11 protein-coding genes are annotated in these 14405 nt (G+C 69.9%); 4 read left to right on the top strand and 7 right to left on the bottom strand.

Annotated elements, in window-relative coordinates; translation table 11 throughout:
- Window positions 1-104 precede the first annotated feature (104 nt).
- Together AMETH_RS02495 and AMETH_RS02490 are read left to right on the top strand one after the other, a co-directional pair.
- Window positions 105-2006, top strand: coding sequence for a 2-oxoacid:acceptor oxidoreductase subunit alpha (locus AMETH_RS02495; RefSeq protein WP_017986461.1), 1902 nt, complete (start codon window positions 105-107; stop codon window positions 2004-2006).
- Window positions 2003-3067 (top strand): 2-oxoacid:ferredoxin oxidoreductase subunit beta, encoded by a 1065-nt coding sequence (locus AMETH_RS02490; protein WP_017986460.1) that lies wholly within the window; start codon window positions 2003-2005, stop codon window positions 3065-3067. The genes AMETH_RS02495 and AMETH_RS02490 overlap by 4 nt, the downstream gene beginning before the upstream one ends.
- A 52-nt stretch (window positions 3068-3119) precedes the next feature.
- Here the strand turns inward: AMETH_RS02490 and AMETH_RS39580 are convergent, their stop codons facing one another.
- Both AMETH_RS39580 and AMETH_RS02480 read right to left on the bottom strand, forming a co-directional pair.
- Entirely contained in the window at window positions 3120-4610 is a 1491-nt protein-coding gene (locus AMETH_RS39580) for a sunset domain-containing protein (RefSeq protein ID WP_017986459.1), read from the bottom strand.
- A 76-nt stretch (window positions 4611-4686) separates the two neighbouring features.
- Entirely contained in the window at window positions 4687-5706 is a 1020-nt protein-coding gene (locus AMETH_RS02480; protein WP_017986458.1) for a polyprenyl synthetase family protein, read from the bottom strand.
- Window positions 5707-5884: 178 nt separating this feature from the next.
- Between AMETH_RS02480 and AMETH_RS02475 the strand changes: the two genes are divergently transcribed.
- Entirely contained in the window at window positions 5885-7795 is a 1911-nt protein-coding gene (locus tag AMETH_RS02475; protein ID WP_017986457.1) for an MDR family MFS transporter, read from the top strand.
- 151 nt (window positions 7796-7946) lie between these two features.
- Window positions 7947-8150 (top strand): hypothetical protein, encoded by a 204-nt coding sequence (locus tag AMETH_RS02470; protein WP_017986456.1) that lies wholly within the window; start codon window positions 7947-7949, stop codon window positions 8148-8150.
- A gap of 62 nt (window positions 8151-8212) precedes the next feature.
- Here AMETH_RS02470 and nuoN read toward each other — a convergent pair whose 3' ends face one another.
- From nuoN to AMETH_RS02445, 5 genes are all read right to left on the bottom strand, one after another.
- A complete protein-coding gene (nuoN, locus tag AMETH_RS02465) occupies window positions 8213-9775 on the bottom strand; it encodes an NADH-quinone oxidoreductase subunit NuoN (protein WP_017986455.1) in 1563 nt (520 codons plus the stop codon).
- A 1-nt stretch (window position 9776) separates the two neighbouring features.
- Window positions 9777-11327, bottom strand: coding sequence for an NADH-quinone oxidoreductase subunit M (locus tag AMETH_RS02460; protein WP_017986454.1), 1551 nt, complete (start codon window positions 11325-11327; stop codon window positions 9777-9779).
- Entirely contained in the window at window positions 11324-13219 is a 1896-nt protein-coding gene (nuoL, locus tag AMETH_RS02455; protein ID WP_017986453.1) for an NADH-quinone oxidoreductase subunit L, read from the bottom strand. The genes AMETH_RS02460 and nuoL overlap by 4 nt, the downstream gene beginning before the upstream one ends.
- A gap of 66 nt (window positions 13220-13285) precedes the next feature.
- Window positions 13286-13585, bottom strand: a complete 300-nt coding sequence (gene nuoK / locus AMETH_RS02450; protein WP_017986452.1) for an NADH-quinone oxidoreductase subunit NuoK — start codon at window positions 13583-13585, stop codon at window positions 13286-13288.
- On the bottom strand, window positions 13582-14379 hold the full coding sequence (locus AMETH_RS02445; RefSeq protein WP_017986451.1) for an NADH-quinone oxidoreductase subunit J: 798 nt from the start codon (window positions 14377-14379) through the stop codon (window positions 13582-13584). Before AMETH_RS02445 ends, nuoK begins: the two co-directional genes overlap by 4 nt.
- Between the last annotated feature and the right edge of the window lie 26 nt (window positions 14380-14405).

The following is a 14405-nucleotide window of genomic DNA, read 5'->3' as shown; positions in this document are numbered from 1 at the left end:
TCGTCACAGAACAACAAGTAAGGTGGAGGTATCGGCGGAAGTGTGCCCACCGGCCACGTGTCGACGAGGACGCAGCCTGTCGGGAGAGAGGGATTCTCTGACCCATGAGCACGAGCACGAACGGCAACGGTGTGCTGTCGGCGAGCCGGCCCACTGAAGTCGCCAAGCTGGACCGCGTGGTCATCCGGTTCGCGGGTGATTCCGGCGACGGTATGCAGCTCACCGGCGACCGCTTCACCTCGGAGGCCGCGGCCTTCGGCAACGACCTGGCCACGCTGCCGAACTTCCCCGCCGAGATCCGGGCGCCACAGGGCACGATCCCGGGCGTCTCGTCGTTCCAGGTGCACTTCGCCGACTACGACATCCTGACCCCCGGCGACCGCCCCGACGTCCTCGTCGTGATGAACCCGGCCGCGCTCAAGGCGAACCTGCGTGACGTGCCGGGCGGCGGCACGATCATCGTCAACACCGACGAGTTCACCAAGCGCAACCTGACCAAGGTCGGCTACGACGCGGATCCGCTGGAGGACGGCACGCTGTCGGCGTTCCAGGTGCACCGGGTCGCCATGTCGACCCTGACTCAGGGCGCGCTGGAGGGCACCGGGCTGGGCAAGAAGGACGCCGAGCGGTGCAAGAACATGTTCGCGCTCGGGCTGCTGTCGTGGATGTACCACCGGCCGACCGAGGGCACCGAGGCGTTCCTGCGCGAGAAGTTCGCCAAGAAGCCGGACATCGCCGAGGCCAACATCCTGGCCTTCCGCGCGGGCTGGAACTACGGCGAGACCACCGAGTCGTTCGCCACCACCTACGAGGTGGCGCCCGCGAAGCTGGACAAGGGCACCTACCGGCAGATCACCGGCAACACCGCGCTCGCCTACGGCATCGTCGCCGCCGGGCAGCGCGCCGGGCTGCCGGTCCTGCTGGGCACGTACCCGATCACGCCGGCGTCGGACATCCTGCACGAGCTGTCCCGGCACAAGAACTTCGGCGTGATCACCTTCCAGGCCGAGGACGAGATCGCCGGTATCGGCGCCGCGCTGGGCGCCTCCTACGGCGGTGCGCTCGGCGTGACCTCGACGTCCGGGCCCGGTGTGGCGCTGAAGTCGGAGACCATCGGCCTCGGCGTGATGCTGGAGCTGCCGCTGGTCGTGATCGACGTGCAGCGCGGTGGCCCCTCGACGGGTCTGCCGACCAAGACCGAGCAGGCCGACCTGCTGCAGGCGATGTTCGGCCGCAACAGCGAGTCGCCGCTGCCGGTCATCGCGCCGCAGTCCCCCGGCGACTGCTTCGCGGCGGCCATCGAGGCGGTGCGGATCGCGTTGAAGTACCGGACGCCGGTGATGATCCTGTCCGACGGCGCGAACGCCAACGGCTCGGAGCCGTGGCTGATCCCGAACGTCGAGGACCTGCCTGATCTGTCGGTGGAGTTCGCGTCGGAGCCGAACGCGGCCGACGGGTCCGGCGAGTTCTGGCCGTACGTGCGCGACCCGGAGACGCTGGCCCGCGCGTGGGCCGTGCCCGGCACGCCCGGTCTGGAGCACCGCATCGGTGGTCTGGAGAAGCAGGACGGCAAGGGCAACATCTCCTACGATCCGGACAACCACGACCACATGGTCCGGCTGCGGCAGGCCAAGATCGACGGCGTGGACGTGCCGGACCTGGAGGTCGACGACCCGTCCGGCGAGGCGCGGGTGCTGGCGCTGGGCTGGGGGTCGACGTTCGGCCCGATCGGCGCCGCGGCCCGCCGCGTGCGCAAGCAGGGCATGCCGATCGCGCAGGCGCACCTGCGGCACCTCAACCCGTTCCCGAAGAACCTGGGCGAGGTACTGGCCCGCTACGACAAGGTCGTGGTGCCCGAGATGAACCTCGGTCAGCTCGCCCTGCTGCTGCGCGCCAAGTACCTCGTGGACGTGCACTCCTACACGAAGGTCGCCGGCCTGCCGTTCAAGGCCGAGGAACTCCAGCACGTCTTCACCGACATCATCGAAGGAGCGCTGACCCGATGACCGCCACCGACTTGGGCCTGCCCACCCTGGGCGGTCTGGACCTGGTGCCGACCACGGACGAGACCCAGAAGGCGAAGGACTTCAAGTCCGACCAGGAAGTGCGCTGGTGCCCGGGCTGCGGGGACTACGTCGTGCTCAACACGGTGCAGTCGTTCCTGCCCACGCTCGGGTTGAAGCGCGAGAACATCGTGTTCGTCTCCGGCATCGGCTGCTCGTCGCGGTTCCCGTACTACCTCAACACCTACGGGATGCACTCGATCCACGGCCGCGCCCCGGCGATCGCGACCGGACTGGCGACCACGCGACCGGACCTGTCGGTGTGGGTGGTCACCGGTGACGGCGACGCGCTGTCCATCGGCGGCAACCACCTGATCCACGCGCTGCGCCGCAACGTCAACATCAAGATCCTGCTGTTCAACAACCGGATCTACGGCCTGACGAAGGGCCAGTACTCGCCGACGTCCGATCCGGGCACGATCACCAAGTCCACCCCGATGGGATCGGTGGACACGCCGTTCAACCCGATCTCGCTGGCGCTGGGCGCGGAGGCCACCTTCGTCGGCCGGGCGCTGGATTCCGACAAGAAGGGCCTGACCGAGGTGCTCACCGCGGCGGCCCAGCACCGCGGCTCGGCGCTGGTGGAGATCTACCAGAACTGCCCGATCTTCAACGACGGCGCGTTCGACGTCCTCAAGGACTCCGACGAAGCCGCGCACCGGATCATCCCGCTGCGCGCGGGCGAGCCGATCCGCTTCGGCCCGGAAGCCGAGTACGGCGTGGTGCCCAACCGCTGGGGCGGCTTCGAGATCGCCAAGGTGGCGGAGGTCGGCGAATCCGAGCTGATCGTCCACGACCCGGCGATCACCGACACCGCGTACGCCTTCGGGTTGTCCCGCATCGGCGACCAGCACCTCAACCACACGCCGACGGGCATCTTCCGCCAGGTGACCCGCCCCACCTACGACGACCAGGCCCGCGCCCAGGTCGAACAGGCCCGGTCCGCCAAGCCGGCCGACCTGCAGGCGCTGCTGACCGGCAGGGACACCTGGACGGTCGACTGATCGCACGAAGAAGCCCCGCACGAATCGTTCGTGCGGGGCTTCTTTCGTTGGTTCAGAGCGGCCGGAACCCGACCCGCTCGGCATCGTCGGCGGTGCGGAACCACACCTCGGCGATCATGCGGCCGTACTGCGGCGAGTCCTCGGTGCAGTAGCGCAGCGCGGTGACGCTGGCCTTGACCGTGAACTCCTCCGACGGCTTCCCGCCGCCGGGCCGCGGCATCGCCGAGCCGGGGCCGAACGGGCCCGGCGGCACCGAACCGTCCGCGCGCGTCCGCGGGGTCGGCTCGAACAGCGAACCGCTGCGGCCGCCCTCCTCGGGCCGGGGCTCGCGCCGCTCCACGGTCCGCATGGATGGCTGGACCGGCTTCGGCGGGTCGAAGGCGTGCGCGGACCGCCGCGGCTGCCGCTTGGGCAGGACCTGGGTGGTCTCGGTGGCCGTCTCCTCGGGCTGCGGCCGGTCCTCGAACGCGTAGGCCGGCGGCTCGGGCTCCGCCGCGGCGAACGGCGTGAAGGCCGACTCGTCCGCCCGCGCCGGTTCGGGCGCGTGGTCGGGGTCGAACAGCGACCCGCGCTCCGGCTCCAGAGCCCGGTCCCGCCCGAACAGCGAGCCACGCTCCTCCTGGCGAGTCTGGTCCGGCTCGAACGAGCCGCGCTCCTCACCCCGGAGCGCCGGATCCGGCTGGAACAACGTGGTCCGCTCAGCGGGCGACTCGTCGCGCTGGAACAACGACCCGGCAGGCTGCTCCTGCTCGAACGCGGCCTGCCCGGCCCGATCCTGCTCGAACAGCGAACCCGGCGCCTCGCCCTGCTCATGGCGCGGCTTCCGCTCGGCCCCGGCGTCATCCTGCTCAGCAACGTGGCCGTAGCCGGCTGCCTCGCCCTGCCCGTGGCGCGACTCCAGCTCGGACTCCTGCCGGTACCCGGCGTCATCCTGCTCAGCCACCTGGCCGTATCCGGCGGCCTCGCCCCGCTCGGACTCCTGCCCGTACCCGGCCTCATCCTGCTCAGCCGCCTGGCCGTGGCCGGCGGCCTCGCCCGGCTCGAACAGCGCGCCGCGCTCGGACTCCTCACGCCCGTACCCGGCGACCTGCTCCCGGCCGAGCCCGGTGTCGCCCACGTACAGCGCGCCACGCTCGGCGGCGTCGTCCCGCTCGCGGCCGAACGCGTTGAAGACCGTCGTTTCGTCGGCCTGCGGCTCCTCCGGCTCGAACAGCGAGTCGTCGTCGATCTCGGAGCCCGGCTGATACCCGGGCGACCGTCCGGCGAGGCTGTCGCGCTCCAGCCAGGACGGCGTGGCGTGGTGCTCCTCCGCCTCGGGCGTCTCGGCGCCGACCCGTTCCTTCCGCGCGACCGGCGCGGACACCGGGTCCCGCTCGATCGTGCGGGTCGGCTGCGCGGCGGGCGCGCTCTGCGCGGCCAGGAGCCTGCGCTCCAGGTGCCGGCTTCTCGCCTGGGCGGGCCGGGCCAGGAACAACCAGGTCAGCAGCACCCCGACCACGAATGCCGCCGCGCTCCACAGCCAGACCTGTCCGAAAATGGACATCCGTGCTGCCCTTCCTTTCCTACCGCGCGGTTACCACTCACAGTGACGCCGCAGCGGCTCACGCATGACGCGCGATCTACCTGGTCCGCGCGACGAGGTAGTCCGCGACGGACTCGCACGCGTCCCTCGCGGGCCCGGCCGGCAGGGGGGCCAGCTCCGTCCTCGCCCGCTGAGCGTAGTCCGACAGGGTGACCATGGCGCGGTCCAGCCCGGTGGACGCCCGCAGCAGGGTCAGGGCCTCCTCGACCAGGTCGTCGTCGGTGATCGGGCCCGCCAGCAGCTCGACCAGCCGCGGGTCGGTGTCCGGGTCGGCCAGCGCGTACAGCATCGGCAGCGTGCGCACGCCCTCCCGCAGGTCGGTGCCCGGCGTCTTGCCGGACTCGTGCGACGGCGAGGCGATGTCGATGATGTCGTCGGAGATCTGGAACGCGGTGCCGATGATCTCGCCGAACCGCTGCATCGCCCGGATCGCGTCCGGCTTGGCGCCGGAGACCATCGCGCCGAACCGGCCGGAGGTGGCGATCAGCGAGCCGGTCTTCTGCGCGATGACGGTGAGGTAGTGGTCGACCGGGTCCTCGCCCTCGCCCGGCCCGACGGTCTCCCGCATCTGGCCGGTGACCAGTTCGCTGAACGTCTCGGCGAGGATGCGGGCGGCGTCGGTGCCCAGGTCGGACACCAGCCGGGAGGCGTGCGCGAACAGGAAGTCGCCGGTGAGGATCGCGATGCTGTTGGTCCAGCGGGCGTTGACGCTGGGCGCCCCGCGCCGCATCGTGGCCTCGTCCATCACGTCGTCGTGGTACAGCGTGGCCAGGTGGACCAGCTCGACGGCCGCCGCGGCGATCACGACGTCGGCGTGGTTGCCGTCGCCGAACTCGCCCGCCAGCAGGGTCATCATCGGGCGAAAACGTTTGCCCCCCGCCTCGACCAGGTGCGACGCGGCGTCGTGGACGGCCTGCACTTCGCTGCGCGCGGTGTCGCGCAGCAGCTTTTCGACGTCGTCCAGTCCAGCGGCCAGCGTGCGCAGCAGCTGCTCGTCGGCGATCCGCAGGCCCACGCTCCCGCGCAGCTCCTCGATCGTGCTACCCCGGTGCCGCACTGACACGTTGTCCGCCCTCTCCGCACTTCACTGACCGGTCCTCACCAGCGTAATGGCTGCACCCGGGCTGTTCGTGCGCCCTCTGCGAACCACCCTGGTGATGCACGCGACAACGGGTCCGCACACCATCGGGTGAGCCGGCCCGCAAGCCCTTCTGACCAGCACTAACGTTCGCGAGGTGACCAGCAGGAGGACCCAGAACACCATCGTCGCGGCGATCATGCTCGGGATGCTGCTGGCGGCGCTGGACCAGACGATCGTGTCCACCGCCCTGCCGACCATCGTGGCGGACCTGGGCGGCGCGAACCACCTGTCGTGGGTGGTCACCTCGTACCTGCTCGCCGAAACGATCATGACGGTGCTGATCGGCAAGTTCGGCGACCTGTACGGGCGCAAGCGGGCGTGCCTGGCCAGCGTGGTCCTGTTCCTCGCCGGGTCGTTCCTGTGCGGGTGGGCCGACTCGATGGCCATGCTCGTCGCGTTCCGCGCGCTGCAGGGCCTCGGCGCGGGCGGGCTGATGGTGACCTCGGCCGCGGTCATCGCCGACGTCGTGCCGCTGCGCGAACGCGGCAAGTACCAGGGCGCGATCGGGGCGGTGTTCGGCGTCTCGACAGTGGCCGGCCCGCTGCTCGGCGGCCTGTTCGTAGACCACCTGAGCTGGCGGTGGGCGTTCTACGTGAACGTGCCGCTCGGCGTGCTGGTGGTCCTCGTTGCGGTGTTCGCGCTGCCCACGGTCAAGTCGGCGGTACAACCACGCATCGACTACCTGGGCATCGTCCTCGTCGCGCTCGCCTCGACCGGGCTGACGCTGGTGACCAGCTGGGGCGGCACCGAGTACGCCTGGACGTCGCCGGTGATCATCGCGATGGCGGTCGGTTCGGTCGTGCTGCTGGTGGCGTTCGTGCTGGTCGAGCTGCGGGCCGAGGAGCCGATGCTGCCGATGCGGCTGTTCCGCGGCCGGGTGTTCTCGGTGGCGGGCATCCTGAGTTTCGTCGTGGGGTTCGCGATGCTCGGCGGCATCACCTACCTGCCGACGTACCTGCAGCGCGTGCAGGGCGCGAGCGCGACCGAGTCCGGGCTGCGGATGCTGCCGCTGGTGGCCGGGATCATGATCACCTCGCTGGTCAGCGGCGTGGTGATCAGCCGCACCGGGCGGTATCGCGTCTTCCCGATCGCCGGATCGCTCGTGCTGGCGCTGGGCCTGTACCTGCTGTCGCACCTGGACGCCACCACGAGCTTCTGGGTCACCTCGGCGTACATGGTCGTGCTGGGCCTCGGGCTCGGCTGCACCATGCAGGTGCCCACGATCGTCGTGCAGAACACCGCGGACTACGCCGACCTCGGGGTGGCGACGTCCGGCGTGAGTTTCCTGCGCACGCTGGGGAGTTCCTTCGGGGTCGCGGTGTTCGGCTCCATCTACGCGAACAACCTGCCGCCGCAGCCGACCACAGAGTCCTATGTGGACGCGATCGGCACGATGTTCCTGATCGCCTCGCCGATCGGGTTGCTCGCGCTGGTGGTCGCGTTGTTCCTGAAGGAGGTTCCGCTGCGGGACACGTCGAAGACGCTGGCGTCGGGCAACAGCGGGGTCGGCGAGGGCTTCGCGGTGCCGGGCTCCGGGGATTCGCGGCAGGAGCTGGAAAAGGTCGTGGCGACGGTATGGTCGAAGCAGAAGACCGATCCGGGGCCGGAGATCCTGGCCCGGTCCGGCGTGCCGCTGAGCTACGCGCAGGCGTGGCTGATCGCGCGGATCTACCGCAACAGCGTCGACGACGGCGACGCCACGCTGCAGGAAATCGCCGCGCAGACCGGTGTTCCGGCCGGCATCTTCGAACCCACCGCGCGGCAGCTGGTGTCCGCCGGGCAGCTCGCCGAGGCCGACGGGCACTTCACGTTCACCGGGCACGGCAGCGACACCTTCGCCCGGCTGGTCGGCGCGTGGCGGTTGTGGGTGCTGGACAACGTGGCGGGTTCGGAGGCCGCGGCGGGCCGGGACTTCACAGCCTGCGTGGACGAGATCGCGACGCAGCTGATCAGCAACAGCCGCGCACTGACGCCGACGGGCCGGCACGCGACGCCGGTCGTCTAGCACACCCGGCCGACAAGAACGGCGCCACACCGGCGAAACGGCGCGACTTGTCCACATCGCCCTCAGCCATCCACAGAATCCCGTTCTGTTTCCTACTCCGCCGCCACACCGGGCATGCTCGAGACATCCCTCCCGAAAGGAGCCTCGAGAAATGACCGAGCAGACCGTCCCCGGCCGCCGCACCCGCAACCAGGCCCTCCGGCCCACCCTGGGCGAGGCGCGCGAGCGCGGGCTCGCTCAGCGGCACCTGCGCAAGCTGATGCGGCTGGCGCGCGAGCAGCCCTGCCGGTGCGGCGACGTGCACCGGCACGCGTGTTCCTATCCCGACGTCGTGCGCGCGCTCGATCCGACCTGACCCCGGACACGGAAGTGCCCCCCGGCCAGGGTGGACGGAGGGCACTTCCGGTGGCGCGGTCGTCAGAAGGCGAAGGCACCCGCTCCCGCCCAGTCCAGGGCGAAGGCGGGGGCGACGCCGAGCAGCAGGGTGATGATCACGCCGAGCGTGATCGCCGCCGTGGTGAACGCGCCCGGCACCGTCACGGTCGGCCCCTCCGGAGCCGGCTTGGAGAAGTACATGAGCACGACCACCCGCAGGTAGAAGAACGCCGCGACGGCGCTGAACACCAGCGCGATCACCACCAGGGGCGCCATGCCGTCCCGCAGCGCCGCCGAGAACACGACGAACTTGCCGACGAACCCGCTGGTCAACGGGATCCCGGCCAGAGCGAGCAGGAGGAAGGTGAACACCCCGGCCAGCACGGGCGACCGCTTGGCCAGGCCGGCCCACGCCGACAGGTGCGTGGCCTCGCCCTTGGCGTCACGCACGAGCGAGACCACGCCGAACGCGGCCAGGGTCGTGAAGCCGTAGGCCAGCAGGTAGAACAGGGTCCCGGACAGGCCCTGTTCGGTCATCGCGAGCGTGCCGACGAGCAGGAAGCCGGCGTGCGCGACGGAAGAGTACGCGATCATGCGCTTGACGTCGGTCTGGGTCAGGCCGAGCACGGCGCCGATCGCCATGGAGATGATCGCGACGGCCCACAGCACGCCGCGCCACTCCCAGCTGGTCGACTCGAACCCGACGGTCAGCACCCGCAGGATGCCGCCGAACGCGGCGACCTTGGTGCAGGCCGCCATGAACCCGGTCACCGGGGTCGGCGCGCCCTGGTAGACGTCCGGCGTCCAGGTGTGGAACGGGCCGACCGAACCCTTGAACAGCAACCCGACCACGAGGAGGCCCATGCCCGCGAACAACAGCATGTCCGACCGGTCCGAGCCGGCCGCGGCGTTGGCGATGTCGGCCAGCTTGACCGAACCCGCGTAGCCGTAGAGCAGCGCCAGGCCGTAGAGGAAGAACGCCGACGAGAAGGCCCCGAGGAGGAAGTACTTGACCGCCGCCTCTTGCGACAGCAGGCGCCGGCGCCGAGCCAGGCCGCACATCAGGTACAGCGGCAGGCTCAGCACCTCGAGCGCGATGAACATGGTGAGCAGGTCGTTGGCCGCGCAGAACGTCATCATCCCGCCCAGCGCGAACAGCGCCAGCGGGAAGACCTCGGTCTGCATGCCCGTCGACCCGACCTGGGCCCGGTCCTGCACGGTGCCCGGCCGGATCGCGGCCTGCGCGACGAAGGCGCCGCCCGGCTCGACCGAGCGGTCCGCGATCAGCAGGATCGCGGGCAGCGCGAGGGCGAGCAGCGTGCCCCACAGGAACAGGGCGGGCTTGTCGACCGACACGGCGCCGCTGAGGGTGGTCAGGCCCTTGACCGGCGAACCGCTGACGTACACGGCCAGCGCGACACCGGCGGCGGCCAGAGCGGTCAGGCTGAGCAGCACCTGCGACGGCCACCGCATGTGCCGGGGCAGGAACGCCTCGAACAGCACGCTCACGCATGCCGCGCCGAGCACGATCAGCACCGGCAGGATCGCGTCGTACGCGATCTCCGGTGCGGAGATTTGCCCTTGCTGGGCCAGAATCCCGAGCATTTCACTGGCCTCCGTTGAGTGCGGAAAGCGTCGCGTCGACCGACGGGGTCACCGTGTCCAGCACGGGTTGCGGATAGAAGCCAAGGCCGATGATCAGCACCACCATGGGCACCAGGATCGCGAGCTCCCGGCCGCCGAGGTCCCGGATCGACTTCCGGGCGCCCAGCTCGGGGGCGATCGCGGTGCCCGGGCCTCCCCCGGCGCCGACCAGCGCGGTCCCCCGCACCGGGCCGGTCATCAGGCGCTGGTACAGCCAGAGCACGTAGGCCGCGGCGAGCACCATGCCGACGGTGGCGAGGATCGCGTACACCGGCTGGGTCTCGAAAGCGCCCAGCAACACCAGGAACTCACTGACGAACGAGTTGGTACCCGGGAGGGACAAAGTGGACAGACCGGCGATGAGCAGCATCCCGCCGAGCAGCGGTGTCAGCTTGAACATGCCGCCGTAGTCGGAGATCCGCGTGGAGCCGCCGCGCGCGATCACCAGGCCCAGCACCACGATCAGCATGCCGGTCGCGAGGCTGTGGTTGAGCATGTAGGTCACCGCGCCGACGGTCGCCTGCTGGGTGAAGGCGAAGATGCCCAGCGCGATGAACCCGAAGTGGGCGATCGAGACGTAGGCGACGAAGCGTTTCATGTCCTGTTGCCCGGCGGCGAGGATCGAGCCGTAGAGCACGCCGATCACCGCCAGCACCAGCACCAGCGGCGCCAGGTCCTTGCTGGCTTCCGGGAACATCGGCAGGCAGTAGCGCAGGAACCCGAACGTGCCGACCTTGTCCAGTACACCGACCAGCAGCACGGCGACGCCGATGGGCGCCTCACCGGCGGCGTCGGGCAGCCAGGTGTGGAACGGCACCAGCGGCGCCTTGATGGCGAACGCCAGGAAGAACCCGAGGAACAGCCAGATCTGGGTGCTCGCCGGCGCGTCCCGGACCACCGTGACCAGCGTCGCCCAGTCGAACGTTCCGTTCCCCAGCTCGTCGGCGGCGAGCGAGTAGGCCCCGATCGCCGAGGCCAGCATGATCAGACCGCCGAGGAAGGAGTACAGGAAGAACTTGACCGCCGCGTACTGCCGGTTCGCGCCGCCGTAGCCGCCGATGAGGAAGTACATCGGGATCAGCATGATCTCGAACAGCACGTAGAACAGGAACACGTCGGTGGCGGCGAACACCGCGATGGTGATGGCCTCCTGCACCAGGATCAATGCGAGGAAACCACCCGCGCTGCGGTCCTGCGGCAGCTTGTCCGCCGTGCCCAGGGCGCCGATGACGATCGGCACCAGGAACGCGATCACGGCGATCATCACCAGCGCGATGCCGTCGATGCCGAAGGAGATGTGCACGCCGAAGGTCGGGATCCAGTCCATCGAGCTGGTGTGCTGCAGGCGGGCGCCGTTCGGCTCGTAGGTCGCCCACGTCGGGACGATCATCGCCAGCTCGACGATGGCGAACGCCACCGCGGTGAGGGTGGCGAGCCGGTCGTTGCGGCGCAGCCCGGTGACGACGCACGCGCCGATCAGCGGCCAGAGGATGAGGGCCAGTACCCAGGTCATGAGAACCTCACCATCAGCAGTGCGGCGACGAGGACGAACGAGCCGGCCAGCATCGACAGGGCGTACGAGCGGACGAAGCCGGTCTGCAGTCTGCGCAATCGCCCGGATCCGCCACCGAGAGCGGCGGCCAGTCCGTTGACGGCGCCGTCGACGCCCCGGCTGTCGAGGTAGACCGAGAACCGGGTGAGCCACATGCCCGGGGTCGCGACCAGTGCCTCGTTGACCGCGTTACCGTACAGGTCCTTGCGGGCCGCCTTGACGACGGCGGAGACGTTCTCCGGCCGCTCGACCGGGGTGTCCCGGCGCCCGACGACGAGCCAGGCGAGCAGCACGCCGAGCGCGGACAGGGCGACCGTGATCCACGGGATGAGCGAGTGCGGGATCGCGGTGTGCTCGGCCTCGCCGAGCTCACCCAGCGCCGGGGCGAGCCACTCGGAAAGGCGGTCGCCGAGGGCGAAGAACGCGCCGGCGCCGACCGAGCCGATGGCCAGCACGATCATCGGCGCGGTCATCACCGGCGGCGACTCGTGCGGGTGGAACTCCTTGCCCTCGGCGGTGCGCAGGTCCCGCCAGCGTTCCTTGCCGAAGAAGGTGAGCAGCATCAGGCGGGTCATGTAGAAGGCGGTCAGCGCGGCGCCGAGCATCGCGGCGAGGCCGAACACCCAGCCGCGCCAGCCCTCCTGGCCGAAGGCGGCCTCGATGATCGCGTCCTTGGAGAAGTAGCCCGACAGGAAGGGGAACCCGATGAGCGCCAGGTAGCCGAGCCCGAAGGTGACGAACGTGATCGGCATGTGCCGGTACAGGCCGCCGAACTTGCGCATGTCGACCTCGTCGTTCATGCCGTGCATGACCGAACCGGCGCCGAGGAACAGCCCGGCCTTGAAGAAGCCGTGGGTGAGGAGGTGCATGATGCCGAGCGCGTAGCCGAACGGCCCGAGCCCGACGGCGAGCATCATGTAGCCGATCTGGCTGACCGTCGAGTACGCGAGCACCTTCTTGATGTCGTCGTAGGCGCAGCCGATGATGCACCCGATCAGCAGGGTTATCGCGCCGACGAGGGTGACGATCAGCCTGCCCGTCTCGGTCTCGTTGTAGATCGGGTTGGCGCGCGCCACCAGGTACACGCCGGCGGTGACCATGGTTGCCGCGTGGATGAGGGCCGACACCGGGGTCGGGCCTTCCATCGCGTCCGGGAGCCACGCCTGGAGCGGGAACTGGCCGGACTTACCGCACGCGCCGAGCAGCAGCAGGATCGCGATCGCGGTGATCACGGCGGGCGGGGCGTCGCCGATGCGGTCGAACACGCCCGCGTAGGTGACGGTGCCGAGGTACTTGAACATCAGGAAGATCGCGAGGGCGAGGCCGACGTCGCCGACGCGGTTCATCAGGAACGCCTTCTTCGCGGCGGTCGCCGCGGACGGGCGGTCCGAGTACCAGCCGATGAGCAGGTACGACGCCAGGCCGACGCCCTCCCAGCCGAGGTAGAGCGTCACGAAGTTGTTGCCCAGCACCAGAACCAGCATGGAGGCCACGAACAGGTTCAGGTACCCGAAGAAGCGCCTGCGGTCGCGGTCCTCGGCCATGTAGCCGATCGAGTAGATGTGAATCAGCGCGCCCACACCGGTGATCAGCAGGACGAAGACGAGCGAGAGCGCGTCGATGCGGAGCCCGAAGTCGATCTGGAGGTCACCGACGCCGATCCAGGTGAACATCCTGGTGTCGGTCACGTGCCCGTCGCTGCGGAGGAACAGCACCAGGCCGTACACGAACGACGCGATGACCGTCGCGCACCCGAGGAGGTGACCCCAGCGGTCGGTGCGCCGTCCGCCGGCCAGCAGGACGAGCGCGCCGAGGGCCGGGAACGCGACCAGCAGCCACGATGATGCGATCACGCGGATCCTTTCTGCGGCGCGAAGCGCCTCCGTTGAGGGTGGTGGTGGGCCGGCGGGTGGGCCCTCTCAGTACTTGAGCAGGTTGGTGTCGTCGACCGAGGCCGAGCGGCGGGTGCGGAAGATGGCCATGATGATCGCCAGGCCGACGACGACCTCGGCGGCGGCGACGACCATCACGAAGAACGCCATGACCTGGCCGTCGAGCCCGCCGTTGATGCGGGAGAACGTGACCAGGGAGAGGTTCACGGCGTTGAGCATCAGCTCGATGCACATGAACACGACGATGGCGTTGCGCCGCACCAGCACCCCGACCGCGCCGATGGAGAACAAAAGGGCTGACAGCAGCAGGTAGTAGGTGGGGGTCATTCCTCGTCACCCTTCCCGACCAGCGCGTGGGCGTCGGGCTGCGGTTCGGTGCCCTCGACCTGCTTGCGCTCGGCTTCGAGCCGCGCCGTCGGCGTGGACTCGATGATGGTGGACAGCGACTCGGGCGCGACCGTGCCGTCGGGCAGGATCGCGGGGGTCGTCACCGAGTGGGACGTGGCGAACACGCCGGGCCCCGGCTTCGGCGAGATGCGTTCGTACTCGCCGCGGAACCGGGCCTCGACGAGTTCCTTCTGCGTGCGGCGGCCGCGTTTCTCGGTGAAGGCCAGCACCATCGCCCCGAGCGCGGCGGTGATCAGCAGCGCCGAGGTGAGCTCGAACGGGAACAGGTAGTCGGTGAAGATGAGGCGGCCGAGGCCGCCGGCGGTCCCGTCCGGCGCGGGCGCCGGGGTGACGTTGGCCAGCGCCCGGGTGAGCGCGGTGGCCATCAGCCCGGCGATGCCGATGCCGAGGATGCCGCCCCACAGGCGCTGCCCGCGCAGCACCTCGACGACCGAGTCGGAACTCTCCCGCCCGACGAGCATCAGCACGAACAGGAACAGCATCATGATCGCGCCGGTGTAGACGATGATCTGGGTGAACCCGAGGAACGGCGCCTGCTGGACCATGTAGAGGATGCCCAGCGAGAACATCGTGAGGGCCAGGAAGAGCGCCGAGTGGACGGCGTTGCGGGCGAAGATCAGCCCGAGGGCGCCCAGCAGGGCGATCGGGCCGAGGATCCAGAACGCGATGGCCTCCCCGGTGGAGACCGTCTCCGCGGCCTGTGCCAGCACCATCACCGCACCTCCTTATGGACGGCTCC

Origin of the sequence: Amycolatopsis methanolica 239, from assembly GCF_000739085.1 — a bacterium.
Lineage (GTDB): Bacteria > Actinomycetota > Actinomycetes > Mycobacteriales > Pseudonocardiaceae > Amycolatopsis_E > Amycolatopsis_E methanolica.
The sequence above is the reverse complement of the archived record's forward strand: the minus strand, read 5'-3'. Positions and strand labels throughout refer to the sequence as shown.